Below are 25,183 nucleotides of genomic sequence, written 5' to 3'. Positions count from 1 at the left end.
CGTTAAATAATAACTGCAATTCATTGTTTTCTAATAAGTTACGGCGCAGGCGCTACGCTGCCATCAGGCCGCTATTTCTTGCCAGTAGCGGATTAATCACGCTAATCCTGCCGGGCGTCACCAGCATGAGGTCACAACTGGCACCCTTTACGCCGGGTACCAGTCTGGCAATGCGGGCAGGAAACCACTCAACCCGTTTTATTCAGCCGGTAATGAAAAGCCAGCTCCGAAGCATCCCGCACCCAATGGTCATTCATCGTCTGCAGCGTTCTCGCCCGCGTGTGCTGCAAAGCGCAAAGTTCAAATGGTTATCACCGCAGATAACTCAGCGCGTGCAGGTACATAAAAAAACCACCCTGTCATCACCTGGCGACACCGTGACTGTGACTGACCGCGCAGGGGGCAAACCCGGCAAAAATCGCCAGTTTGAACCGTCTGGGGCCAGAGCACGCAGCAAAGCGCGGGATGAAAAACATAACCACAGAAAATTGTGGGATGAGGATTTGCCCACCGCTAATGAGACCACTCCCGCACCGCCCAAAACGCTATCGCTGCGGGAAAAAGTGCTGCTGGAACGACAGATTGTCCCTCCGGGCTGGCAGTCGACGTCGAAAATATCTTTCAATCATCATGGCAATCATACGCCTGCTGTGCAGCCCGTCTTATCTGCCGGGCAAATTGAGGAGATGCTCCAGCTTGAACAACAGCAATGGCAGGCATTTTTCACCGCAGCGCGACACCCCCCCGGTTTTGTCCAGATCAAATCCCTTTATAGCCGTTGGGCCGACGACACAATCGATGCGCTGAAACGTGACTGGATCAGAGCGCAGCTGGTGGATTACCAGCTTTGGCTGCCAGTGATACAAACCCTGTTTGCGCATCTGCAGGCACATCCGCCCACCAGATACCTGACGTTAACGCAGATGCGTTTGCAGGCTGCCAGGCTATACCCGGCGACAGACAACGATTCTTCATTAACCGATGCGCAATGTTTCGCGCTGGCTACCCGATTGCTGGATCCTGAAGCGCCGGATTATGTCGCCAGGCAAGCGGCTGCGTTTACCCGTTATGAAGCGATTCTCTGTTATTTCGTCGCACAGGTTTTGCAACTGGACCTGGATATCACCGCGGCTGACAGCGAACAGCAGTTTTTATTTTTGCATGTTAAGCGTAATCAGATTTTTAACCCTGCCAGAGTGATTCGCTTTTATCAAAATCAGTTTCGCACCACGCTGCGCAAGCCAGCTCCACCATTGATACGCCGGGATAAGTTAAATGATCTGCATGCCTATTATGCGCAGTTTAATCATTATCTGGCGCATCATGCTGGCGACGATGCCACGGCGATGGTGGCCCAGCAGGCGGTTTATAACGGTATCAGCCAGCTTGATCTGGAGTGCCGCTTCGCGTCGTTGTTTGCGGTTCGGCCGGTATATTCGCAACCCGAGTCATTGCCGCAGACCGGTGCGAGAACAGAAAGGTTTTACCGTGGTGGCATAATCTATATCGCGCAGGGTGATTCAGGGAAATATTACGCAGCCAGTACCTGGGGAGGGGTGTTTGTCATTGCGGATATCAGCCAGCTGATCGCGGGCGAAGATCTCCCGGCGATTCTTCGGCTGCGCAATGATCAATATATCCTGTCGCTTGATACGCAAAGTTTGTTGACGGCATTGTGGCCAGCGGGTGCAGATTTTATTCCCGACAAAGACATGATGCTGGCGCGTTATGATTTGACGATGGCAGGTGAAACGTTGGTGGACGCACTGATTAAGCTGCAACGCCGGGCAATCGGGCAAATGGTCGATGCGTTACGTGAGGCTTATCTTGATGAATCCTGGCTGGAAAAAGGTCTCTCCTTTATTCCCTTTCTGAAACCCATCATCCGTTCCTGGCACGATCCTGAATATCGGCCTTCCTTCGGTGAGCTGGCGCTGGACTGCTTTGACCTGTTTCTGACATTGATCTCGCTGGGGATCCCATTGGTGAAACTGAGTGTCAGCGGCATCCGTGCCGGCATGCTTGCACTGCGACTCGGGCGTGCTGCGGGCCTCACCGGTAAGTTGCTACAGCAGGCGGTGTTAAAAGCGTTACAACCGGCATTACGCAAAATCGCTGCCGTTACCGGCCGTGAGATTGCGGGTTTTCTCCTGCCACCGGTTGATCTTTTTTTGTTCCTGAAAGGGATGCGTAAAATACAGCGGCTTAAAAAGTTATCCCGCTGCATTCGCTCGCCCCATAAGGCCTGCTTTGCTGCTTTAGGTATCATGCCGCATCTTGACGGCAGGGAGTGGCAGGATTTGGTGCTCAGCATTTATCACCACCCCTCGGCGTGGCAAGGTGTGGTGATGTCCGGCAACTATAAAAAATCGTACAAGCAAGCCTGCAGCGCGTTATCGGAAGAGGAAATGAACGCCTTAAGGCGCTGGAGCTGGATAGATACGCAGCCTGATTATTATTTATCCCGGCAAATAAGCGGCAGGCCTGGGCTGAATTTCAAACTCAACGATGCGCTTTATAGCCTTCAGCCGACAGAAGAAATGAAAACGGCGGCAAAAATACTGGATCAGGCTCTCAGGAAATTACCCGTCATGGAGGAGCAATCCCTGCTGCGGGTAGTCGAGCTGCCGGATATCAATTTGCACAAATTTCAACCCGGCGATCTGGTCACCAATGCCCCAACTTTTATGTCTGCATCAGCGCAGGGACGATTGGCGAATGTTATTCTGGCCAGAGGATACTTATTTGATGCTCACAGGGAGGGAGGGATCGTGATTTACCACATCACCTCCAGTAGTGCTAAACCCTTTTTAAAACGCTATACCACGCAGGCTAACATTGAGAGTGAATATTTGTTCCGACCTGCGACAATTTTCAGAATTGAAGCGATTACCCGTCTCACCCCGCCTGCCAGCAGTGTCCGCACGGCGAAAACGATCTATTTTATCAAGCTTCGCGAAGCAGAAACCTCATTGTTTTCCCTGGGCGGCATCAAATGTATTCGCAGCGGCGAAAGTGTTGTCAACACCGTGCTAAGAAATATACGCGATTAACTAATCTGTGCTGTGTCGGCGGACAGCAATATGATGCCACCAGCCAGATGAGTCTGTCCGGAAATACGTTGCAGAAAAAGCAGGCAGTGAATTTGCTCACCGGTGAGTCGCTGCACCGTTATTTGCTGGCGAAATTGTGCACTTTCGGCGCGTTGATACCACCGCTGAACGTCAGCAATAAAAGGGGGGGAACAATGGGCGTTTAGCAACACCAGCGTACTGACTGAAAGTGCCTCGTTGGGAAAAAATACCGAGGGTGATCCGCGCCACTCTATCTCTCCTTCCGGCAGGTTGAGGTAGAACATCAGACAGGTGGCACTACCGGCGAGTTGCACAATCACTTCCTGCTCGCTCTGCGTGGTGCAAAGCAATCGGTGGTGACTGGTCACGAACTGGCTCAGACAGCCAGTGAGGATTGCCGAAAAAATCAAATACCACTGGGTCTGCCAGGCGGCCAGAATGGTGGCCTGCGGAGAAAGAGCGAACGAAATGGCAGTGGTCATAATGATGTATTGCAGTATCAGCAATAGCCCTGCCTGACGGGCGGAAAGAACAAAAACACTTAACAACAGAACGCTAAGTTGTACCCACAGCGGATTCAGTCCCATCCAGGGGCCCGTATCGGTTACTGAAAATGTGAACATCATTCCCAGATTGATGGCGATAACCATATAGCTGTACCCACGACTGCGGGTTGCAGGCATATTGCCGCTTTCACTTTGCAGATAATGCAGAATAGACAACGCGGCGGTCAGTGCGGCAAGTGTCCAGGAGATGAAATGCTGGGGGGCCACGGCATAGCCAGCCAGCAATAAACAACAGCTTAGTAAGATGCTGCCGAGAGTCAGGCATAAAGCAATGATCGCTACCTGGTACAGCGTTGTTACAACCGGCTGAAAGCTGGTGGATGTCCGCGTTAACGGCGGCAACATCCGTAACAGCATGACGCAGAGTGGGAACACCACGACATCAAAGGCGGCAAAGATCCCTGCCAGTAATGGCGGACGTCCGGTGTAGACCCCGCACAACGCATGTAACAGGCCCGCAGTGATCAGCCATAATGGCCAGTCCCTTCGTGCAGACAGCCACAGCGCAGCCAGCAGTAATCCAGCCGGGAACCATACTGTTGAGGAAAAACTCCAGGGGTCACGGTTTTGAAAACTAAACAGAGCAAGCAGGGTGTAAAGTGTTGCAAAGCCTGCCCAGTAGAGGAGCGTCTTTTTAATTGAAATGTCCTCCATCCTGTATGGTCGTGGCTATCGTCCGAATCCTTTCAGGATATATCATCCCAGTAAATTTTTTCTCCATCGACCATTAAATTTTGCAGGAAAGGTGCGGCATTCTACCTACCTGGAACAGGATAGCGATGTGACCGCTTCCTGCTAAGGAAGATCACTATCCCGTTGAGCGTATCAGGAACTGCTGAGATGTGCTGTAGGCGTATATTCTCCGGTGCCTGATGGCCACTCTGGTTCAGAGTAAGGTTGATCCCAACTGACACTTAAAGGTTTAATCATTTCTTCTTTGATCTTATCGATCATATTCTCATAGTGTTTTTTATATATCATTCTGAAATTATTATATGCCAGCATTAAAAAATTCTTTTCGTCATTGGTGGGTGTGTGGTCGATGGCTTGCTTATCTCCGGCCTTATCATCATCAGGGTCGAATAATGCGATCAACCAGTTCTCCATCTCTGCCATTGTGGGTGCATCAAGTTCATCTTCTTTAGCGGGTAGCATCAGCGAATAGAGAAGTTCAAGGTCTGCGGCAAACTGTTTATTTTTTTTCTCTTCATCGTTGTCATATATCAGGATAAATTTGCCACCTTCAATTGCCTGAATATAGCGTTGTAAGAACTTTTTCTTCGCCATCGCTTCCTGTGCGGCTGTATCTTCAGAATCCGCAAATACACTGGCACTGGGTTGTGATTGCAAGCGTTGCTGCATCATGGCATCCAGAGAGTGGGTAGAGGGGTCAGTCGCTGCAGTAACGGCATAGTTGTTAAATGGATTGATATTATTCATGTTGTCCGGGAGCCTCCTGCAGATAGTGGCGGATCTTGTTCAGGGCAAGGCAAACACGCAATGAAGTTGCCAATGGTATTGAGCAACAAGTGGGGGATGGTGGTAATGCCAGCCGTCCAGCTCGCTGCAGTGCAGACGAAAGATTGAATGCCTGACATATTGCCAGCCAGCCACGGTCACACAGTAGGCCTTCATTAAGGTCGTTTTCTGCATTACAGGAGGCAACCGGAAAACACTGTTGTGACAGGGTGGTGACAAAAGCAAGATCTGCAGGATGATACAACGGCTGCAAACGCTGAGCATGTATCGAACCCATCAAGCCGAGGCTCCCGGCCATCAGACATAGCCGGGGTAGTTTCGACCAGCAATTCACAAATTCGCTGGTGGGGGGGGCGGCTATTTCTTCCAGCGACGGCAACAAGATGTGGTATTGCACGCACAGTAGCCTGTTTTGCTGCGCTTTATTCAGAGAGTCATAATCCACCATCCGTCGTAACGGATGCAGCCAACTGCTGATATCTCCAAGCTGGCATAAGCGTTTATGATTTTCGGCTTGCATCTGACGTTCTCCGTTTGTAAAGCCGCACGCCAATGAAAATCAGCAATAGAGTCGCCAGCAGTAAGCCACTACTTGCCATAATCAAGGGACCTCTGACGGACGGATCAGCAGGCTGAATGGTGGCCGAATAGGGCTGCGGTTCCTGTTTCGCAAATAACACTACGGTAATGTTTTCCAGCTTTACATCAGGAAAGCTGTTGAGAATAAACAGGCGGATTTTATTAGCAAAAATAGTGGCATCATCCAGTGGACGATGCAGCATCAGTACGGAGATACGCTTATCCGGAGGATTGGCCAGACGGCTCTCATCTTCCAGCGGATAACTGATGTGTACTCGTACCTCTACCGCTTCGTCCAGCCGGAGCAGTGATTGTTGTAGTTTTTGTTCGATAGCTGAGATCAAGCGCGCTTTTTCTGCCCTGGGCGAAGCAACCAGGGCATCTGTCGGGAAAAAACGATCGATTTCAACATCATCCTGTGAAGGGAGACGATAGTCGGCAATCAGCGAAATTGCCTGCTTCATGTTCTTCTGGTCTACCCGCACATTGAACTGCTTTTTTTCACCATGGCTTTTGGTGGCAGGGATGTGGTAACGCTCCAGCAGGGCGATCACTTCGTTCGCCTGCCGTTCACTTAGCCCGGTTAATACCTCATCCTGGCAGGCAGTAAGCAGCAGCATAAGCAGTATGAACAGGCATTTCTTTCCCGTAGTTAACAATTTCATCAGGCTTTAACCAGCGTCTCAATCCCTCGGTTCACTTCACGCGCGAAGGCCAGTAACGTCTCTGTATGGATTTTGTGGTCGCCCAGCAAAGAGAGCGATTTCAGCATCTCACCGGGGGAATTGGTGACTACTGCTTTATTCATTGCCTCGATGCCGGATGCGCGTAAATGTTGGTTATCAGTGATCAGCTGGCTCATGGCGGCCATCATTCTTTCATCCAGTGAGACCGCGATATCATTAAATTGCCCTGCCACCTCTGGCAGGGTGAGAAGTTGAATTTGCGCCATATTATTTAATCTTCTGCGTTGCTTCGCTTTGCAGTGCAACCAGGGCACTGATCAGACTACCCAGGCCACGCGTAAGGTTGCCAAGGTCACCCTGTGCGGCCTGCATGGCTAGGGTGAGTTTGGGGTCAGTGGCGGCGCCTTCCCAGTCGGAAGTCGCTTTTTCTAATGCTTTATGATATTTCTCGACTTTGTCTTTAAATACATCATAAAGGTCGGTAAAAGAGCCACTTAGCGGTTCGTCAGTTGTTGCAGCTTTCGTAATAATATTTGCCATCAATATTGCTCCTTTCATGGACTACTCAGTTTGGGAGGGAAGAGAAAACTTTTCCGACACCGAACCTGATTACCCCAGCCTTGTTTTACCTGTGGTGGGGAAACTCGTTGAATTTGCGTAATATTATTTAATTTTCTGGGTTGCTTCGCTTTGTAGTGCAACCAGGGCACTGATCAGGCTGCCCAGCCCACGGGTCATGTTGCCCAGATCACCCTGTGCAGCCTGCATGGCCAGCGTGAGTTTAGGGTCAGTGGCGGCACCTTCCCAGGCGGAAGTTGCTGTTTCCAGCGCATCGTGATAATCCGCAATCTTTTGTTCAAATGCCTTATAAAGGTCGGTAAAAGAACCACTTAGCGGGTTATCTTTTGTCACTTCGCTATTAGTAATTTCTGCCATTAGCAATAATCCTTACAGGGTTTGCTTCATTACAGGACGGAAGATGTGATTTTTCCGATCCCAGATCAGGTCGTCCTGACCACGTTGCAAGACGGCCCGTGGTGCGGTGCTGGTATCAGGTAACTGGATGGAAACATGAACACGCTGCTGTCCCCAGCGTTGATAGAAACCCATTAATCGCTGATTAAGAAAGTCGAGTGCTTCTGGGGTGAGCGCTTGTCGCACGGCCACATAAATCCCTTCCGCAGTGGTTTCCTGGTAATACTGAATTCCGGTCTGGGCAAACAGCAACTGGAGCTCCCGCTGCATTTCCTGCAACGTATGTGAGTGGATGACTACTGTGCCAGCCTCGGGAAAATTGTGCTGAAACAACTGGGTTGCGCGCTTTACACCATCCTGCTGTCCATCGGTCAGCAGGCGTAGCACCAGTTTGTGTTGCTCATTTTGGCTCAGGGAGAGCCACAGAATACCCGCCTCAGACAGGCGTTTTTCCATCTGCCCCCGCACCTCCTGAGTTAATCGAAAGCTTGTGGCAACCTGGGGTGCAGCCTCAGATGTGGGAGCGACGAAATAATGATATGCGGTGGTAACAACCAGTATCATCAGCCCGCACAGCAGAAAAGCAACTCGCCATGGGAACCTTCTGCAAGGACGTATAAGGGGAGCGTCTGACGGTTCTGCTGGTTGTAGGACAGGAAGTGCTATGCTGTCATTCATTATCTCCCAGTGTTCATGCTGGGTTTTCAGTGCAAAACTTAACCCGCCAAAGTCAGTTTTTTGTTGTGGTGTGAGAGTTTGAAATGATGCTGGCTCGTCCTGCCAGCCATAACGACATTCCTGTACGCTTTCACCCAGTTGCAATTGCATATGTCTTGTATTCTCATCCCCATAAACAGGGATGAAAATAACATTATCGCTCGCGACCTTTACGTTATTGGCAACTCGAATTTGCTCTGGTTCATTATTTTGGTTGTAAATGTACAGATGCCATAATCCACTGTTTAACATCATGTCAAAACCACTCAATGGACCATTTAAGATTTTTAGTGAAAACATGATAAACCCAAAGTTAGCAATACGTACCCACAACGTGGAAGTGTAAGAGGAATTTTCTTATTTTATTGGGATATGCAGATTAAGAAAACCATAAAAAAGGGAGATAAAGTCTCTTCTCGCCATCGTTTTTCTTTCAAGTCATTGTATTTTAATTGAATGCACTCTTTCGTTCATATGTTGGTGAGAGAATTTATCAGATTTAAATCATTCTTTTCAGAAGATTATCAATCATTGTGGCATGGTTTTATTGGATGCTAATCGGTAATATTAAGCGCTATTCGGTGGCGAGTTATGAAATAGTCTGGAAGGGCTGGATGCAATTATATGCCAGATTGACTGCGGATGTTTTTTTTCCTTATCACTATAGTTTGTTGTCTGCCGTGATTTTGATATTACGTGAACGCGTTACTATTAGGGTTAATATTCTCCCGGATGAAAACACTTGTCGTGTAACGTTCGATATTCCAGACCCTGATGAATCGGGCGATGAATGTCTGACGTTATTGCAATGGTTGGTACAGGAAACAGAAGGGCAATTCATAATTGAAGAAGAGGACGCCGGGTGATAAACGTGTCGCGACAACAAATGACTGGAGTTATCAGTCTCTCTCTGACGAGGATTTTTATTTACTCCGTCAGTTTATGCCTTTTATTTACTTGTTTCGCCGTGTCTGCAAAGGAACCGGCAGTGCTGACGTTGCAAAAACAACCTGCCACAGTCTATTTCCAGGCGCTGTCGGCATTAATGGAACGCCCGATCATACTCAGTCCTGCCAGTAAAAAACTGGAAATTTCCGGTCAGTTTGATCTGACAGATCCCAAAGAGGCATTGAAGGACTTCAGTCGTGATATGGGGTTGATTTGGTATTTTGATGGCCAGGCTATCTATGTTTATCGCCAGGATGAATTGGCCAGTTCGCTGATACGACTTGAGCAACTCAGCGTCGACGCGCTCGTGCGCGCGCTGCGTGAGGCAGGGCTTTATGATGAACAGTATCCTTTAAAAGCCCGTCCGGATGCGCACTCTTTTTATCTATCCGGACCACCTAAGTACGTACAATTAGTGACCCAGACCGCCGCACTACTGGATAAGCAACAGCAACTGGCACAGGTGGAGCATACGGGTGCGAATGCTTCAGTCGCCGTAGTCAGCGTTCGTTATCGACCCATTTTTGCCCGTCAGCTGACCCTCCGAGGTGAAAAAATCACCGAGCCCGGTTTGATTGATACCTTGCGCGCGCTATGGCAGGGTGCTGACAGGTTAACTCTGGCCATTCCACGTGATGCCAGACAAGGGGATAGGGCAGTATTGCCCCCGCCAGTGGTTGACGACACGCTTCCTCCCGCGACAGAAGGGGAATCGCTGGCGCTGGATTCTCCGCAATCTACAGGCCAGCAACTCTGGGTTCTGGGCGATAGCGACACCAACAGCATCATTTTACGTGGTGACCCGGCACAAATACGCGATGCCCGCTTTCTGATTCAGCAACTGGACAATCCGCGCCAGCAAGTTCAGCTCAGCCTGCAAATCATTGATGTCAAAGAGAGTGAAGTGCAACAGCTGGGGATTGACTGGTCCGGGAGCTTCACACGTGGTGGCCTCATCGGCCAGATCAATCCAGTCGAAAGTGCACAAACCCTGGTGCAAACCACCTCGATCCTCGCGCGGATACATGCGTTAACTGAACAATCCAAAGCGCGCATCATTTCGCGACCGATGGTGCTGACGCAGGATAACGTCACGGCGTATTTTGATAATAATCATTCCTTTTATATCAAGCTGGAAGCGGAACGATTTGTTGATCTGAAAACCATCACTTACGGCACGTTGATTTCCGTGACACCCCGAATTATCACGTCGGCAGGTCAGCCACCTAAGGTAGAGATGCAGTTAACGGTTGAAGATGGCAGCAGTGATGCGCCTGCTAACTCGACAAATCAGATCACCAGCCAGACACGCATTGAGACCGTAGCACGAGTGCCCTCGGGAGACAGCCTGCTAATTGGGGGTTATACCCGTAGTGAGCGCACCGAAGATCAAAATAGTATCCCGTTGTTGAGCCGCATTCCGCTGCTAGGCAGCCTGTTTCGCTATGAAATACCCCGCCGTACCAATGTGGTCAGGCTATTCCTTATTGAACCCCGCGTGCTGAATGAACCTGACAGCTCCGTTACCCGTCTGGATGAATGGTTGAAGCGTACACGTCAGGAAACTTCACGGAGTCTGCCATGAGTACTCCGATTCAAAATATGCCCGGACCCAATCCGGTTACCAATGAGCGTCCCGAAGGCCGTGAGATCGCCCGGGATAAAATTGTCGTGGAGTCCATCTATCCGAATTATTTCGAACTGGTAGGTATGAGCGATGATTTGAGCATGCAAATGCCGCTATTGAAATTGCTGGCAGCGCATAAAACAGCACCACAGGAAATGAATTCTAAGGTGGAGCTGGATATTGAAGGAAATGCTTCTTCACTGGTCCAGGAAGTACTTCCGGTGACGCGCGCCAGTGATCTCTTACTCATGCTACGCCAACGCTTTAGCGACATAACGGATATCTGGTTAGTTTTACAGGCGATGATCAAAAACTACAGCTACTGGAAGCTGGATCGCTTGTTGCTACAGGAAACCATGGATTTACTGGAAGCTGAGTCCGATGAAGCTGAGCGGCAGGCGATGTGGGCAGGGGTGAATACAAATGCCCTGACGCAACAGTATGCCCGCATGACGAATTTCACCTCACGTCAGTTGAGGCGCTGGTATCGGGTGTGGTTAGCCTGGGATATCGAAGATGAGGATGGATTTTTCTGGGCGATGACGGAGGAAGTCGAACCAGACAGCCTGGGGACGCTTTTCCACTACATAACTCGCGCATTACGCCACGATATTAATGCGTTGCGCCCCAGCACCCAGCCGGACCGCCTGAGCATGTTATTGAATAAAATCTCGGCGATGACAAGATTTACGACCCTGGTTCAGCGTATCTGTGGGTTGTGCCCGATTGGGCAACCGGGCGCAGAACAGCCTGATTCCCCTCTGGCTGGCTCGGTTGCTCACTTTCTCCGTACCATCCTGGTGGAGCCGGTCGTCTTTTTACCTCAATGGATTAAGTTACGTGACCACGAATCACTGGCTGATTTTGCGCATCAGGTGCGTTTTCTGCGTGAGTTGCGCAAGGTGCTGGTGGAACTCCCGGACCTGTTCTTCAAAGAACAGAGTGATCGTGCACGGCTTGACGCAAAGGTGGTTCAGGAACTGAGTGAACGTTGGCAGGGACAGGATACAGGGCAACATGATGTGGGATGCTGATGAAAATGGATTGATTGGGTCATGGCACGAGCTGGACCCTGGTGCCGCGATGCGGCTGGATATTGGCGGCATTACCGTTGATATCCACAGGCGGAATCTCGGCTGGGAGGTGTTGGTAAAGCTGACAGACGTTCCTTTTTCATTCTCTTTACTGGGCCTGGTTGAGCGTGATTTCCCCAATTACTTACTGCTGCTTCTGCGCGAGCAATGCTATTTGCATCGCTATTATGTGGAACTGACAAGCCACATTCTCAATGACCTCCATGAGGTCACTACACGGCTCAAGGAGTGGCCCCGTGCTGAATAAACTCGGCTTCTCTACGTTCATCAAACCAGAACTCGCCATTGTCACGTTGATTGGTATGGTCATTGCAATGTTGATCATTCCTTTACCGCCGCGGCTTATTGATTTCCTGATAGGCCTGAATATTGCGCTGGCGTTACTCATCTTCCTGAGTTCACTGTATGTCAATGACCTCATTCAGTTTTCTACTTTTCCGGCAGTTTTATTAATCAGCACCTTATTTCGTCTGGCGCTTTCTATCAGTACCAGCCGATTGATCCTGCTGGATGGTTACGCTGGAGAAGTGGTTTCAACCTTTGGGCAGTTCGTCATTGGCGGGAGTTTAGCCGTCGGCGTGGTGATCTTTTTTATCGTTACTATCGTGCAATTTATCGTTATTACCAAAGGTTCGGAGCGTGTGGCAGAGGTTTGTGCGCGTTTCTCACTGGATGGTATGCCCGGTAAGCAGATGAGTATTGATGGTGATCTTAAAGCTAACACGCTGACTTCCGAGCAAGCGACCGCCAAGCGTAAGCGTCTGGAGCAGGAAAGCCAGCTGTTTGGTTCTATGGATGGCGCGATGCGTTTCGTTAAAGGAGACGCTATTGCTGGTTTATTGATTATCCTGGTTAACTTCGTCGGTGGAATTTTGATTGCCCAGCACTCGTATGGTTTAAGTTTTTCCGAGGCGCTGGATATTTACACCATGCTGACCATCGGTGATGGCCTGGTTGCGCAAATCCCAGCGTTATTGATCTCTATCGGAGCGGGTTTTGTCGTTACTCGTGTCAATGACGATAACAAAAACCTCGGTGCGAGCATTGTCCTGCAATTGTTCAGCAACACTTTTGTCATGGGTGGAGCCTGCGTGATGATTTTTATCGTCGGTTTGCTTCCCGGCTTCCCATTGGTTGTTTTTGGGTCACTGGCTGCGATGCTGGGCCTGATCATGCTGATAAAGCGTGACGGTAAATTCAAATCACAGCTGGTCACCGGTCTGCAACGGGCCGGACTGATGCGCACCGATGAGGAGATAAAGGCAGAAAAAGAAGCCCAGGAAAAAACTGAAGAACAGGCCGAAGGGCAGCTGTTTCCGGAAACCATTCCCGTCATGCTGGTGATGGCACAACAAACTTACCAGTGGCTAAATCAACCGGAACATATGGCATGGTTCCGTCAGGCATTTTTCCTTGAATTTGGCATTCCATTACCGCGCACCGAATTGCTGGCGAAAGAGGGTGTGGTTGAAGGAACTGTAAAGTTATTGATTCACGAGATCGATGTCGATCATGTACAGGTACTGCAGGGTCAGCACCGTATTTTATCTATCGAACAGCTTCCGTTACTGGAGTCGCTGGAAATTCCAGCCACTCGTCTGGAGCGTACTCCCCCGCAATTCTGGTGCCACGAAGAACACGCCAGTCAGTTAGCACAACTGAATATCCAGACGCGAAACTCCCGGGAAGAGATATATCGCTTAATGTCGCGTGGATTGAGTCGGTTAGTGAACGAGTATTTCGGCATTCAGGACACCAAAGAAATGCTGGACAAAATAGACAGCAAAGCTCCTGAACTCATGAAAGAAGTCTATAGAAATGCCACTGTTCAGAGAATTTCAGAAATTTTTCAACGTTTAATCAGTGAAGGAATCTCACTCAGGAATAATAAGATAATTCTCGAAACCATTGCACAGCATGCGGGAAAGGAAAAAGACAACCTGGCTCTGACTGAGTTGGTACGTGGCCGTCTCGCCCGTTACATCTCAAACAAATATCAGCATCGGGGTCTCATTCGTTGCGTAATGATGACTCAGGGAGTGGAAGAAGAAATCCGACGAAACATCAAAACCAGTGGTTCGGGCACTTCATTCAACATGGAACCGGGACAAATGGAGGAGATTTTTTCGCTGTTTTCAAGTGCCATTGCTGAGACCGCTTTTGCCGCTGATGAGTTGGTCATTATGTGCAGCATGGATATACGTCGTTTTGTGAAGAAGCTGTTGGAAAATAAGTTTACCGATCTCGATGTACTGTCGTGGCAGGAGATTTCTGATCACAGCCAGTTGCAAATCTTAGCCACGGTTTAAATGTGAATTGTTAATGGTGTGATGCCCAGGGTGAAAGGAGAAATATGTGTCAAATAATTCTGTCTCTGACCTGATGAATAATTCGGGTGCGGTAGCCTGCGCCAGTGAAACTGATGACTTAGCACAATGCCTTGCTGAACGATTGACCCAAAAAAATGAAGACGAAGTGGGCAGATTAAAAAAACGCTATAAAGCACGAGATGAAATTATCGGTTTGGCTCAGCCATTGCAGGCGAAACAACAACAGGAAAATATTCCTTTATCCCGTGTGTTGATGCAATTAACCGTAAGGGAAGGTGTCGCTTTTAAGCAGGCTATCGACGGCGCGTCTGACTCAGCTGTTGTCGTGAACAAAGCAGGTGCAAAGGCGGAAAACAAGACTGAAGTGATCAAAATGGCTACGCAGGGTGTTTCCACTGCCGACGATTCAACTTCAGGTTATTCTGCCCCACAAACAAAGCATGTCAATAATGGATGGTTGATGTCGTCAGTGCCGCCCATGACAGCAACGTCAGTCCAGTCGCCAGCATCCATCACTGCAAATATAACGTCTCACACTGAACGCAAATCTCAGAATGAAAAATCAGAAAAATTTCCTGAAATTATAACGCCAACACCGCGGGTCATTTTAGCAGAACATAACCAGACGCTGCCTGTCATCGAAAATCAGAAACAGGCCACCTTTACTACAGAAACGAAGCCAATTCACACAGTGCTGCAACGTCATGCTGAATCCGATTTTTCTCCAGCGATAATGACCAAAAGCATCAATATTGACCTCCAGGCAGACAAGATTGAACTGCACTATCCCATCACTGACCAGGCTGTGGTGAAACTGCAACTGACAGAACAGGCGATAGCCCCTGCCAGCAGTAACGTACGTGTGAGTGAAATGCTGGTGGGGCAAGCGGCATTATCTAATTATGATCCAGGCTGGTTACTGCACGGTGCGAAGCAATCCCGACCTTATTATCTGTCCCTCTCAGGAAACGATCAGAAAGGGAAAACGGAAAACAACCTGTGGAAAGATCGTGAAGAATAAGCAGCGATTACCTCCCCGCGTGCCAGTCATGAGCCTCACCCACTGGCATCTGATGTATAAACAAAAATGTTCCCGGGGAAGCTGGCCACAAGGTGACGGAGACATCTTGTTGTTACATAGATCTGAGGAAGTGAGGCCACTGCGTCTTTTTCTGTCCGCCCACACCATGGCTCAGCACATTTTTTCTCCTGCATCGCCGCCAGACACGTTATTGATGGACTGCCATCTTAGACAGGCGTTGGTTAAGCAGCATCTCGAAAAAGCGGAATTTGAACTGTCCGGCTGTACCTGGTCGCTGGCACAAATAACCCTGGCAACCAAAGCAGAGGGGGCACCAGAAACGCTGGTTAACTGGTGCTATGGCCTACCCACCAGTCTCGGCCCGGCTGCTTTATGTATGGATGACAATCCGGAAATCGCTCTTCCCGGCCCGACAACACGACAGGCCAGGGGCGGATATCCCTGGTGGTGGCTACCACTGCAATGCCGGGTGGGATGGTCATCTCTGACGCTCAGCCAGCTGCGCGGACTAGGAAAAGGTGATTTGGTGATGATTACCCGGCAACAACAGTATCTGACGTTGTCGGGAAACAAAATTGGGCAATGGCAGTTTGATAAAAGAGGGATCATTTTGGAACGTCTGGATAATGATGATGAATGGATGTTTGCTGATGAACAACAGCACCATGCGGAAGAAAAACCGCAAGACACGCTGGCTGAGTTTGCCTTGAAGGATGTGGAATTGATGCTGGAGGTCTCGCTGGGTAAAGCTGCGATGCCATTGGCTCAGGCGGTGGAGTTACAGGCAGGTGATTTTGTTCCTCTCGCTAGCGGAGGTCTGAAAGGGACAAGACTTTTGCTGGGTAATCAGACTGTGGCGAAAGGTGAGTTGGTCGAAATTGACGGGCAGCTTGGCGTCATTCTGGATCACATCTTTTTCCGTCCAGAGGAATCGCAGTAAAACTATGAACGATGCGGCGCTCATATTAACGCTTTCACTGGCCGCTACGCTGCCTTTTCTGATCGCTGGGGGTACCTGCTTTATTAAATTCAGCATCGTATTCGCGCTGGTGCGCAATGCTTTGGGGATTCAGCAGATTCCCAGTAACCTGACGCTTAATGGTCTGGCACTGATCCTGACCCTGTTTGTCATGGTACCGGTGGTGAAGCCGGTCATAACATGGGTAGATAACAACCCTGTTAGTTACAGTGATGCTGCCTCATTACAGGGATTGATGAATGAGGGGACGAAAAGTTATCGCGATTATCTGACCCGGTTTGCTGATCCAGCCCTGACGACGTATTTCACTAACATCTGGCAAAAGCGGGATAAAGAAGCAGCCCCTGCGACGGGTTCTGCTTATGAACAACCGGAACCTTCAATATTCGCGTTATTGCCAGCGTATGCTTTAACGGAAATTAAAGATGCTTTTGAAATCGGTTTCTACATTTACCTTCCTTTTATCGTAATCGACATTTTAGTGTCCAACATTTTGCTGGCACTTGGCATGATGATGATGAGTCCAGTCACGATTTCTCTACCGATCAAACTAGTGCTATTCGTGGCAGTCGATGGCTGGGCGAAAGTTGTGAAAGGCACATTGACCAAATACCTGGAGATGTCATGACGGAAATCAGTTACGTCAGTAATAAAGCCATCTGGCTGATACTGGTGCTTTCAGCATGGCCAGTTATTGTCGCAACAATGGTAGGGCTTATCGTTGCTGTTATCCAGACCGTTACACAGATTCAGGAGCAAACGTTGTCATTCGGCATTAAGTTGATTGCCGTTTCCGTGTGTCTGTTTCAGCTTTCCGGCTGGATGTCGCAGGTAATAATGAATTATGCCAATGAGTTATTTACATTAATTAGTCAGCGTTAGCGGGAGCCCCTGATGTCTGTTATGCCGCTGGAATGGCTCTACGCATTGGCCGTATTTTATCTGCGTGTACTGCCCATGTTTTTAGTCATTCCGTTGTTTCAGGGCCACTGGTTGACGCATAGCATGATAAAAAACTGCCTGATTGTTATGCTGGGTCTGGCGTTTATTCCTCATATCCAACCTGCATTACCGGACATTGCCCATCATTTGATACGTACGGCGGTAACGGAGGTGGCGCTTGGCCTGCTGATTGCTTTCCCTGTGGGACTCCCCTTTTGGGTTGCTAATGTGGCCGGTCAGTTTGTTGACAATCAGCGTGGTGCAACCATCAGTAGTACTTTTGATCCGAATAGTGGCGTCGATTCGTCCACATTGTCCAGCTGGTTTAATTTCTATTGTTGCGTGGTGTTTGTCGCGGGGAATGGTTTCATTCATCTTTGCAATTTACTGCTGGAAAGTTATGCGCTATTCCCTCCGGGTGAACCTGTTGATTTCTCGATGATCAGGATTGCAAGTTTCATTGCGTTACTGGACCTCGCTATCGTTAAGGGAATTATCCTGGTTTCACCCGTATTGATTACTTTATTTCTTACCGACATTCTGCTGGCCGTATTGTATCGCTATACTCCACAGCTCAACCCATTTATGTTGGCCTTATCATTAAAAAGCCTTATCGCTTTTTCCGTTTTGTTACTGTTTTATAACCCGGTTTTTGCAACGACCTTTCAGCAGATTATTGATGGCATTATGCCACTTGAATATTATTTCCTTCTCCCATGAACCAAAGCAAAACTGAACTCCCCACACTGAAAAAAAAGCGTGATGCGGCAAAGCGTGGGCAGGTACTGAAAAGTAAAGATATCACCACCACCATCAATTTGGTTGTAGTGATGAGTTATTTATTTTATTTCTTTAATGGGTTAGATGAAACCCTGCACTTCCTGCTTACCACATTACCCACCGTTAATAGTATTAACAGTCATGCATGGCTCCGTACCTTAATGATGGTATTGGTGCAACCAACGCTGGTGTTGCTCGTGGTGACTCTGGTGTCATCAATCGTTCCATCATTGTTGCAGAGTCGCTTCGTCATCGCTACACAGGCGCTGAAGATCGACTTCAAACGTATGGATCCTGTTGCGGGTTTTAAACGAATTTTTTCAGTGCGCACGTTACTTAATACGCTGAAGTCTTTGCTGTATGTGGCTGCAGTAGGATGCGTGAGTTGGCTGGGTTATCACGAGGTAATCCACTCTTTACTGACTGGGGTTAACGCCACAAGTCTGAAGTCCGTCATTGCTTTATGTGAAAGAGTTTTCCTTTCAACGTTGTTAGCGGTTTTAATTACCTGCGGTCTGATTGCTATTCTTGACTTCCTGCTGGAGTATTTCCATTACATCAAAGAGCTGATGATGACCCGCCAGGAGGTCAAAAAGGAACATACTGAACAAAATGGTAAGCCGGAAATAAAAAGCAAACGCCGTGAACTGCATCAGGAAATATTAAATGAAGATATTAAGAAGAATGTCCGTGATTCGCAGGTTCTGCTGGCTAACCCTACTCATATAGCAATTGGCATTTATTTTAACCTATCTTTATCGCCCTATCCATTTGTTTCACTGGTTCAAAGTGGAGCCGCAGCACAGGCTGTTTTGAAGTATGCCAGTGAAATTGGGAAACCGATATACCGGGATAAGAAGTTAGTCAGAGAGATGTATAAAACGGTAAAACCTTATACGTTCCTGCACTGGAAATGGTTTGATGCATTACTAACGGCATTACGATGGTTAGAGGAAGTTGAAAATCAATATATTTCTATCGATGACGAGGTTCATGAGAAAAAATAGACCGCTGCAGGAGTAATGGCAGTGAATATCAATGTGACAAATGAGACGGTGCTATGACAGATATCAGTAGGCAATATATTTTCTTCCCTCAACATATATCTTTACATGAAGAGGAAGAGCGAAAAGAACGTTCGGATAGTCAGCAGAACGATGGGGCAGAAATTTTATTCCAAAAAAAGCTTAAAGCGATCGGTGAGGAAATTACTTCATTTATAGGGAAATTGCAGCAGCAAAGGAAAAAAATAAATGAACAACCCTCACTTTGCGAGATAATGCTTGAACAATGTACGGGGCTGAAGTTTAAATTAAATAGTTTGTTGTTGAATAATAAACTGGATTATTATCAATCAGCAGATGCTTTAGTCCTTCAGCAGCAGAAAGATGTAAACATGTTGTCAGTATCATTGCTTAAGGCGGAAAATTTTCTGATGCATGCTGAGGGGGATATTATTCAACCTGGTAATATGCTTTCACTTACCGCGGCAGTGAAAAATTTTCCGCTGAAACAAAAAAATATTGCAACGGCATACCTGACGCAGGAAAAATCACTATCGAATAGTGATCTTGATGATAGCAATGCGACAGATAAAACTGAAAATAATGTAATGTCACGCGCTACGCCGACCAAACAGAATGATGTTGAAACTTATAACACTGAGTCATCTGCAGATGATATCACCACAATCGGGCAGGACAAGATGACGCCAGAGGAGCAATTCTGGCATGAGTTATCGATGATGATGGCAGAAATTGCTGCTTTGGAGAATGTCAGGAAAGAACTGGAAGAGATATCAAAGCTTGATTCTACCACATCCCTCCAGGAGTTATTAGATCGACTCAATATGCTTTGTAAGAAAGTTGAGAACTACTTAAAAGATACTAATTTTACATCTGATGGCATTATATTGAAAATCCCAGATGGATTGAGTAAAGAACAGATGGATAAACTATTATCCAATTCTGGAATCTCATATGAGATGCTTGGAAATGGTCAGATTGCAATAAAAAATTTTAGTCTCTTAAACATACAAACAACATTGGCAAGATTAAAACGTGCTATTGACGGTCCGTTTGTAACCGATATGTTGAGAGAAGCAAAAGAGGCTTTAACCTGGATAAATTACTTTGTAAAGAATGGCGATTATAAAAAATACATTGATTTTCTAAATAATAAATATCCTTTGGCAGACAAGCCCGTTAAAGATGACAGTACGCTGAGCGGTTGGCTGCAAAGTATGTTGCCGGGTTTTGATACGATAGATAAAGGTAACGTTACCTTTTATAAATCTGTGATTGCATTAATTACAGCATGGCAGAGCAAGATTAATGAATTTAATAAGAAATATGCTGAGGTCCTGAAAAGTTCAGATGGTGTCAATCAAAGTGATAGCAAACATCAATTCGAAGTAACTAAAGTTAAAGAGATGTTAGCTGTGCTGGATGATATTTCGGCCATGAAAAATCAGATGGCCATAATATTAGGTGGCATAAGTGAAACCGACCTGGCTAATCTGCTGGAAGGTACCGGAATAAGCTATACTGAGATGGTGGGTACTGTAACGCTGCTTAATCTGGGCGACGACATTGTAAAGATGCTTAAGGATGCGATAAGTAGCTGCTTTAATAAATTTGATAATATGGGGGATAAATATGTGGTTACCCCTGAGCAGTTAACGCAATTTAATAATGCTTTATCTCAGGCTCAAACTCAATTTGATACTGTAGTTAAAAAAGTCAACACTAAAACCGACTCCGCGAAAACACTCTTCAACGATACGAAAGAGGCATTAAGTAATTTAATCAAGACAGCAGAAAGTCTGCTTGCTGATTTGGTTAAAATGATCAGGTAAAGGAATAAAGATGGAAGATACTTCGGCCCATCCAGCGGATGGGAAAGCGGATAATAATGGCCTGTCCGGGATAAATGTCGGCCAGAATATGCTTGATAGTCTGTACACTTGTGCCTGGAATCTATATCAGCAATCTAAATTAGATGAATCGCTTTCCTTGTTTAACTATCTATGCATGCTAAGACCACTGAATAAAGATTATCTGATTGGTGTGGCTGCAATTTATCAACTAAAGAAAAAATATCGACGCGCTATTGAGTTTTATATGGCGGCATCCGTGCTGGTTGAAAATGATTCCCGCCCTATATTGCAAGCCGGATATTGTTATTTAATGATTAAGAAAAAGTCCAGGGCGCGAGAATGTTTTGACATAGTCTGCAATGCGCATGGTGATCCCCAGTTAAAACTCATCGCGCAGGGTTATCTCAACGCGATGGACAATCCCCCAGAAGAAAGTCATTAAACAGGAGATCCAATATGACGACAAATGTCGTGGGGCAACGCAGCCCTTTTCTATTTCAATATTATGACTCACCAGTGGATAAGCCTAAAAAGTCGCAGCAGCCAAACACAGAGACACGCACCGAGAACGTGCCTCAGGCTAACGACCTCGACATGCTTAGCCAGGAGGTAGCAACCTTTATCACCCGGGTACAGGTACAGGGAGTAAAGTTCAATGAACGGCCAGCAGAGCGAGAAATGCTTTCAGAGCAGTTAGATGATATCAAACTTCGGATAAAGAATGCTTTGTTCACCCTTTCCCAATCTGGCGGCGCCACTTCACGCCTCGGTGTGTCATTACAACAACAGCTTTCACAGCTACTTACCGTGGAGCAACTGCTGGATGAAACTGACGGCAGAGCGGTTGATACCAGTATGTCACCAGTTCTGATGCCCTTTATGAAAAAAGCGTTGTTACGGCAGACTACTGCTGTGCCTCAGTCAGTGCAAAATCCGGCAGCGGGAACACCCACCGAACAGCCCACTGACAGTGTCGCTTTGCAGCAGTTTGTTGAAGAGTTGGAAACCTTAGTTTCAGGATTAGATAGTGCCTGGCAGGCAAAACATGCTCAGGCCCAGGATGCAGCCATTACCACTCTTCTAAATAATCCGACGAGCCTTACACGCACCACGCCACCTGCTGCGTTTACAGATACGACTGAAAAGCCGCAACTGGCTGCACCTCCCAGCAATAGTGACCGTGTTTTCGCGGAATTGTTTTTTGCCTTGCGGCGAGTTCAGCAAGAGGGAGGAGCGATAACCACCGAGAACGATAGCAAGCACATCAGCATAACCCGAGACTACTGGACGGAAGTTATGACCCGCAGGTTGCAGGAAAACCGCGCTCTGGTAGATAAAGCGCGGCAGCAGCAGGCAGCGGCGGAAAGCAGAGGCACAATCTTCAAATGGGTTATGCGTGCCTTGATGGCAGTTGTGGGGGCCATATTCTCTGTGTTGACGCTCGGGTTGGGTGCGATGCTGGTAACACTGGCGTTTACTGTGGTGGAAATTGTGCTTGAAGAAACGGTTGGTTTTAGCCTGATGGGTAAGCTGACTGAATATATTGGCAAAGGATTTTCTGAAGCCATGAAGGCGATGGGGGCGGATGGAGAGTGGGTAGAATACGTGGCTAATGCCCTGGCGGCGATTGTCGTTATCGTTGCCTCAATTCTGGTGACAAAAGGACTCGGAAAACTGACTAATACACAGGGATGTCAGAGCATGATAAATACTATAAAAGATAAGCTGCCCTGGCTGAAGAATCTGATCTTAAAAATGAGCCCTGATAAGATGTCCGGTTTCATGAAATTCCTTGATAAGAATAAGACCTTGATGCAAGGAGCAACGACTCTAATGCCAATTGCAGATAAGAGTACTGCGTTTGGTTATTCCTTCCCAATGGCGCAGACGCAGGAAGACCTCTCTGATAACAAAAAGGAATTGAAAGCTGCTGATATTTTGAAAGAGTTGATTGACGATATGATGAAGGACACGCCTAACGCATTACAACGCGTTACGGAAACATCAGGACAACTCGTCGAGCTGGTCAGTGACATGTTGAATAAAGTTATTAAGCGTGACAGAGCAATGATGCTAAATAATGCTGCTCACTAATAAGGAATCTGATATATGGCTACGGAATTATTGAACCATGCACGGTTCTCATTTGTTGCACCTCAACTCTTTTCAGCAACACAACCCATCACCAAAAAAACAGAATGGTTAGATCTCAGGACGATCAGTAGTATTGAGGTGAATGAAACCTTATCTGATAATAAACTTGATTTGGCGATACCCTGGTTGAAAACGCCGGACAAATTACAGTTCACTCAACAGGATATGACAGAATTAGCACCGTTAGTTTCTGCATTGAAAACGGTAAATCTGTTTCAGGCTCAACTTACTCTTCAAAACAAATTAGGTGAGGACAGTGTAAAAGCTATCGCAGGTTGCCAGGATGCTGATGCACTTACCCGCCTTTTTTTTGATGAGGAGAAATTAGCAGATGACAAACTGACTTCCGGTCAGCCTTTGACACGCTTATATAATACAGTTTCTGACCTCATTAAATTACTGATGGAACTCTTTAATGAGGAGGGCAACCTGCGAATTGTATTCCTCAAGTTCAGATCAACGTTCCTTCAACTTAAGCGCCAGATTAACGAGATGGAACAGGCACAAATTATTAAAGAAGGGGATAGCCTTGCAAGACAGATGCGCTTAGCTCCCATGGCTGCACTTTTGACGGTAACGACAGCCGTAGGGGTGAGTCTGTACTTGTCATGCAGGGCAAGCGCAAATAGTAAAAAGGCCAACGAATTTCAGGACAAAACAGACCTGATGAAACAAGTTGGCGATACGACAAAATGCAACTATATGACTACACCACCAAAAAATAAAAACCCTGGGCCATTGAAGAATATCCAGGATAGTTTATTGAAGCCAACATCAGCGTCCCTGACACCAAAAACGCCACCGGCTCCAATAGCAGAACCTTCACTGGAACCTTTACCCGCGCCAACTGTGGCTCCGATAGTAAAACCAACTCCTGCCCCCGAAACATTACCAACGCCTGAACCCGCTAATGAGGTGATTAATGCGGGTCAACCTAAGCGGCTTATCAACGCAACGGGTGGGAGTGCTAATTGTGAAGGTACTGGAACAGTTCAAATTGATGGTAATTTCGATCTGAAAGGTTTTAGAGATTTACTCATTGTACGTGGAAAAGCAATTGAAGAGATGAAAGCGTCAGGGTTTGCCCTCAAGCGACAAGGTAAAAACTCTGGAACTAAGAAATCAGGTACCACAGATGCTACGGAAAATAGGCCTGGCACAAGCTCTCATGATCATAATGAAGCACTAAGCGTTCCGGGTAATTCGCGACGAAGACCACTGGCTGAAACCTCCGATACCGAAACAATTCCAGCCAAAAGGGCGAGGCTATATCAGTCTGATAAAAAGGTTAACTCTGTTGGTACCCAGACAGATATTGAACCGGGTAATGTACCTGCTGCCCCAGCTTTACCTGAGCAGTCGAAAGTTGCCAAAGCGTATCAGGCTGAAGTACAAAAATTCAGCGAACTTAATAAATTATATCCGGGTGGCATGGACAGGGAGTACAAAGAGTTCAGTGGTCTGCATATCAGAGATGATGGTAGCAAAAAGGCGACTTTTGCCAGGGCGCTGGATAATAAAGCCATAGATAGCAGGGCGTTATATAAAGCTGGAAACCTTGTGCTAAGCAATATTATTGTTCCGAATAATTTCCGTGAACATGCAGAGTATCAAAGTAAACTTGATGCCTCGGGGATACGCGTTGATGAAATAAAGTCGCATATTGATGCAGGCGAACAGAGTTTTGATGATATTTTACTTGGTATGAAGAAACTCAAACGTGCTAATGAACCCGTCCCCGAGCAACTTAAAAATGACATAAATCAGGCAGCTTTAGATATCAAAATCCAACGCGATAAAACTGAACTGCTCAGGAAGCAATATCAGGATCAATTGGTGCTGGCTAAAAAAGGTGATGTAACATCTCACGAGGCACTTAAGGATACCCTCAAGCAATATGTGGAGGCGAAAATTGAATTTGTCAGCGTTTACAATAAAGGCTTGGCAGTAGCAAAAGATAAACTTGGAGGTTGGTTGAAAGAACGTGAACAGTTCTATACGGATAAGCAACGCTTCCATTCTGATAAAGCACAACGGCTTTTCCAGTATTCAAACATGATCAGCAATATGATGGGCATGGCGTTCAGTACTTTTAGCGCAGAAACGACACGATCAGCCTTGCAGTTTGCTATTACCCAGGCCCAGGTTCAGAAGAAAATGAAAGAAGCGGATCGAGACCTGAACAGTGATGATGTTACAAACTCCGCTAAGGCACAGGAGCAAGTGATTAATATTGAAAATATACTTAATGAAGCCGTAAATAACTTCCTGAAGAGTGATCAGAGGATCAACCAGGCAGCAATTCGTAATTTGTAGTCAGTTTCTTTGTCCTT

Annotated in this window: 24 protein-coding genes; 16 read left to right on the top strand and 8 right to left on the bottom strand. The window is 47.2% G+C overall.

The window, feature by feature from the left end; genetic code table 11:
* Window positions 1-125: 125 nt before the first annotated feature.
* A complete protein-coding gene (locus CUN67_RS24590) occupies window positions 126-3,053 on the top strand; it encodes a hypothetical protein (RefSeq protein ID WP_208718104.1) in 2,928 nt (975 codons plus the stop codon).
* Here the strand turns inward: CUN67_RS24590 and CUN67_RS24585 are convergent.
* The 8 genes from CUN67_RS24585 to CUN67_RS24550 all read right to left on the bottom strand — a co-directional run bounded on the left by CUN67_RS24585 (window position 3,050) and on the right by CUN67_RS24550 (window position 8,376).
* On the bottom strand, window positions 3,050-4,294 hold the full coding sequence (locus CUN67_RS24585) for an MASE1 domain-containing protein (protein WP_208718103.1): 1,245 nt from the start codon (window positions 4,292-4,294) through the stop codon (window positions 3,050-3,052). The two genes, CUN67_RS24590 and CUN67_RS24585, sit on opposite strands and share 4 nt — an antisense overlap.
* Window positions 4,295-4,465: 171 nt before the next feature.
* Entirely contained in the window at window positions 4,466-5,080 is a 615-nt protein-coding gene (locus tag CUN67_RS24580; protein WP_208718102.1) for a hypothetical protein, read from the bottom strand.
* Window positions 5,073-5,639: a hypothetical protein gene (locus CUN67_RS24575; RefSeq protein ID WP_208718101.1), complete on the bottom strand. Its 567-nt coding sequence runs from the start codon at window positions 5,637-5,639 to the stop codon at window positions 5,073-5,075. The genes CUN67_RS24580 and CUN67_RS24575 overlap by 8 nt, the downstream gene beginning before the upstream one ends.
* Window positions 5,620-6,363 (bottom strand): type III secretion system inner membrane ring lipoprotein SctJ, encoded by a 744-nt coding sequence (sctJ, locus tag CUN67_RS24570; RefSeq protein WP_208718100.1) that lies wholly within the window; start codon window positions 6,361-6,363, stop codon window positions 5,620-5,622. The genes CUN67_RS24575 and sctJ overlap by 20 nt, the downstream gene beginning before the upstream one ends.
* Entirely contained in the window at window positions 6,363-6,650 is a 288-nt protein-coding gene (locus tag CUN67_RS24565; protein WP_208718099.1) for a hypothetical protein, read from the bottom strand. The genes sctJ and CUN67_RS24565 overlap by 1 nt, the downstream gene beginning before the upstream one ends.
* A gap of 1 nt (window position 6,651) precedes the next feature.
* A complete protein-coding gene (locus CUN67_RS24560; RefSeq protein WP_208718098.1) occupies window positions 6,652-6,924 on the bottom strand; it encodes a hypothetical protein in 273 nt (90 codons plus the stop codon).
* A gap of 123 nt (window positions 6,925-7,047) precedes the next feature.
* A complete protein-coding gene (locus CUN67_RS24555; protein ID WP_208718097.1) occupies window positions 7,048-7,320 on the bottom strand; it encodes a hypothetical protein in 273 nt (90 codons plus the stop codon).
* Window positions 7,321-7,332: 12 nt separating this feature from the next.
* Complete coding sequence (locus CUN67_RS24550) at window positions 7,333-8,376, bottom strand: PrgH/EprH family type III secretion apparatus protein (RefSeq protein WP_208718096.1); 1,044 nt, start codon at window positions 8,374-8,376, stop codon at window positions 7,333-7,335.
* A 251-nt stretch (window positions 8,377-8,627) separates the two neighbouring features.
* On the opposite strand from CUN67_RS24550, the gene CUN67_RS24545 reads away from it, so the two are divergent.
* The 15 genes from CUN67_RS24545 to CUN67_RS24475 all read left to right on the top strand — a co-directional run bounded on the left by CUN67_RS24545 (window position 8,628) and on the right by CUN67_RS24475 (window position 25,166).
* Window positions 8,628-8,942, top strand: a complete 315-nt coding sequence (locus CUN67_RS24545; protein ID WP_208718095.1) for a hypothetical protein — start codon at window positions 8,628-8,630, stop codon at window positions 8,940-8,942.
* A gap of 122 nt (window positions 8,943-9,064) precedes the next feature.
* Window positions 9,065-10,609, top strand: coding sequence for a type III secretion system outer membrane ring subunit SctC (gene sctC, locus CUN67_RS24540; protein ID WP_208718094.1), 1,545 nt, complete (start codon window positions 9,065-9,067; stop codon window positions 10,607-10,609).
* Window positions 10,606-11,685: an HrpJ domain-containing protein gene (locus CUN67_RS24535; RefSeq protein WP_208718093.1), complete on the top strand. Its 1,080-nt coding sequence runs from the start codon at window positions 10,606-10,608 to the stop codon at window positions 11,683-11,685. The genes sctC and CUN67_RS24535 overlap by 4 nt, the downstream gene beginning before the upstream one ends.
* On the top strand, window positions 11,669-11,992 hold the full coding sequence (locus tag CUN67_RS24530; RefSeq protein ID WP_208718092.1) for a hypothetical protein: 324 nt from the start codon (window positions 11,669-11,671) through the stop codon (window positions 11,990-11,992). Before CUN67_RS24535 ends, CUN67_RS24530 begins: the two co-directional genes overlap by 17 nt.
* Entirely contained in the window at window positions 11,982-14,054 is a 2,073-nt protein-coding gene (locus CUN67_RS24525; RefSeq protein WP_208718091.1) for an EscV/YscV/HrcV family type III secretion system export apparatus protein, read from the top strand. Before CUN67_RS24530 ends, CUN67_RS24525 begins: the two co-directional genes overlap by 11 nt.
* A 46-nt stretch (window positions 14,055-14,100) precedes the next feature.
* On the top strand, window positions 14,101-15,096 hold the full coding sequence (locus CUN67_RS24520; RefSeq protein WP_208718090.1) for a hypothetical protein: 996 nt from the start codon (window positions 14,101-14,103) through the stop codon (window positions 15,094-15,096).
* Window positions 15,086-16,057, top strand: a complete 972-nt coding sequence (locus CUN67_RS24515) for a FliM/FliN family flagellar motor switch protein (RefSeq protein WP_208718089.1) — start codon at window positions 15,086-15,088, stop codon at window positions 16,055-16,057. The genes CUN67_RS24520 and CUN67_RS24515 overlap by 11 nt, the downstream gene beginning before the upstream one ends.
* Before the next feature lie 4 nt (window positions 16,058-16,061).
* On the top strand, window positions 16,062-16,724 hold the full coding sequence (locus CUN67_RS24510) for an EscR/YscR/HrcR family type III secretion system export apparatus protein (RefSeq protein WP_208718088.1): 663 nt from the start codon (window positions 16,062-16,064) through the stop codon (window positions 16,722-16,724).
* Window positions 16,721-16,978: a type III secretion system export apparatus subunit SctS gene (sctS, locus tag CUN67_RS24505; RefSeq protein ID WP_208718087.1), complete on the top strand. Its 258-nt coding sequence runs from the start codon at window positions 16,721-16,723 to the stop codon at window positions 16,976-16,978. Before CUN67_RS24510 ends, sctS begins: the two co-directional genes overlap by 4 nt.
* 12 nt (window positions 16,979-16,990) lie before the next feature.
* Complete coding sequence (gene sctT, locus CUN67_RS24500; protein WP_208718086.1) at window positions 16,991-17,758, top strand: type III secretion system export apparatus subunit SctT; 768 nt, start codon at window positions 16,991-16,993, stop codon at window positions 17,756-17,758.
* Window positions 17,755-18,825 (top strand): EscU/YscU/HrcU family type III secretion system export apparatus switch protein, encoded by a 1,071-nt coding sequence (locus CUN67_RS24495; protein WP_208718085.1) that lies wholly within the window; start codon window positions 17,755-17,757, stop codon window positions 18,823-18,825. Before sctT ends, CUN67_RS24495 begins: the two co-directional genes overlap by 4 nt.
* A 53-nt stretch (window positions 18,826-18,878) precedes the next feature.
* On the top strand, window positions 18,879-20,675 hold the full coding sequence (locus tag CUN67_RS24490) for a hypothetical protein (protein ID WP_208718084.1): 1,797 nt from the start codon (window positions 18,879-18,881) through the stop codon (window positions 20,673-20,675).
* A 10-nt stretch (window positions 20,676-20,685) separates the two neighbouring features.
* Window positions 20,686-21,138, top strand: coding sequence for a tetratricopeptide repeat protein (locus tag CUN67_RS24485; RefSeq protein WP_208718083.1), 453 nt, complete (start codon window positions 20,686-20,688; stop codon window positions 21,136-21,138).
* A 14-nt stretch (window positions 21,139-21,152) separates the two neighbouring features.
* On the top strand, window positions 21,153-22,790 hold the full coding sequence (locus CUN67_RS24480) for a hypothetical protein (protein WP_208718082.1): 1,638 nt from the start codon (window positions 21,153-21,155) through the stop codon (window positions 22,788-22,790).
* Window positions 22,791-22,805: 15 nt separating this feature from the next.
* Window positions 22,806-25,166 (top strand): hypothetical protein, encoded by a 2,361-nt coding sequence (locus CUN67_RS24475; RefSeq protein ID WP_208718081.1) that lies wholly within the window; start codon window positions 22,806-22,808, stop codon window positions 25,164-25,166.
* Window positions 25,167-25,183: the final 17 nt, after the last annotated feature.

This window comes from Pantoea cypripedii, from assembly GCF_011395035.1.
Lineage (GTDB): Bacteria > Pseudomonadota > Gammaproteobacteria > Enterobacterales > Enterobacteriaceae > Pantoea > Pantoea cypripedii_A.
The sequence above is the reverse complement of the archived record's forward strand: the minus strand, read 5'-3'. Positions and strand labels throughout refer to the sequence as shown.

Excerpts from the sequence above, each read along its gene's own strand:
- sctT (WP_208718086.1), top strand. The coding sequence starts at position 16,991 with ATGTCTGTTATGCCGCTGGAATGGCTCTACGCATTGGCCGTATTTTAT.
- sctJ (WP_208718100.1), bottom strand. The coding sequence starts at position 6,363 with ATGAAATTGTTAACTACGGGAAAGAAATGCCTGTTCATACTGCTTATG.
- CUN67_RS24585 (WP_208718103.1), bottom strand. The coding sequence starts at position 4,294 with ATGGAGGACATTTCAATTAAAAAGACGCTCCTCTACTGGGCAGGCTTT.
- CUN67_RS24535 (WP_208718093.1), top strand. The coding sequence starts at position 10,606 with ATGAGTACTCCGATTCAAAATATGCCCGGACCCAATCCGGTTACCAAT.
- CUN67_RS24555 (WP_208718097.1), bottom strand. The coding sequence starts at position 7,320 with ATGGCAGAAATTACTAATAGCGAAGTGACAAAAGATAACCCGCTAAGT.
- CUN67_RS24490 (WP_208718084.1), top strand. The coding sequence starts at position 18,879 with ATGACAGATATCAGTAGGCAATATATTTTCTTCCCTCAACATATATCT.
- CUN67_RS24510 (WP_208718088.1), top strand. The coding sequence starts at position 16,062 with ATGAACGATGCGGCGCTCATATTAACGCTTTCACTGGCCGCTACGCTG.
- sctS (WP_208718087.1), top strand. The coding sequence starts at position 16,721 with ATGACGGAAATCAGTTACGTCAGTAATAAAGCCATCTGGCTGATACTG.
- CUN67_RS24550 (WP_208718096.1), bottom strand. The coding sequence starts at position 8,376 with ATGTTTTCACTAAAAATCTTAAATGGTCCATTGAGTGGTTTTGACATG.
- CUN67_RS24530 (WP_208718092.1), top strand. The coding sequence starts at position 11,669 with ATGATGTGGGATGCTGATGAAAATGGATTGATTGGGTCATGGCACGAG.
- CUN67_RS24485 (WP_208718083.1), top strand. The coding sequence starts at position 20,686 with ATGGAAGATACTTCGGCCCATCCAGCGGATGGGAAAGCGGATAATAAT.
- CUN67_RS24575 (WP_208718101.1), bottom strand. The coding sequence starts at position 5,639 with ATGCAAGCCGAAAATCATAAACGCTTATGCCAGCTTGGAGATATCAGC.
- CUN67_RS24580 (WP_208718102.1), bottom strand. The coding sequence starts at position 5,080 with ATGAATAATATCAATCCATTTAACAACTATGCCGTTACTGCAGCGACT.
- CUN67_RS24495 (WP_208718085.1), top strand. The coding sequence starts at position 17,755 with ATGAACCAAAGCAAAACTGAACTCCCCACACTGAAAAAAAAGCGTGAT.
- CUN67_RS24560 (WP_208718098.1), bottom strand. The coding sequence starts at position 6,924 with ATGGCAAATATTATTACGAAAGCTGCAACAACTGACGAACCGCTAAGT.
- CUN67_RS24545 (WP_208718095.1), top strand. The coding sequence starts at position 8,628 with ATGCTAATCGGTAATATTAAGCGCTATTCGGTGGCGAGTTATGAAATA.
- CUN67_RS24480 (WP_208718082.1), top strand. The coding sequence starts at position 21,153 with ATGACGACAAATGTCGTGGGGCAACGCAGCCCTTTTCTATTTCAATAT.
- CUN67_RS24565 (WP_208718099.1), bottom strand. The coding sequence starts at position 6,650 with ATGGCGCAAATTCAACTTCTCACCCTGCCAGAGGTGGCAGGGCAATTT.
- CUN67_RS24590 (WP_208718104.1), top strand. The coding sequence starts at position 126 with ATGAGGTCACAACTGGCACCCTTTACGCCGGGTACCAGTCTGGCAATG.
- CUN67_RS24475 (WP_208718081.1), top strand. The coding sequence starts at position 22,806 with ATGGCTACGGAATTATTGAACCATGCACGGTTCTCATTTGTTGCACCT.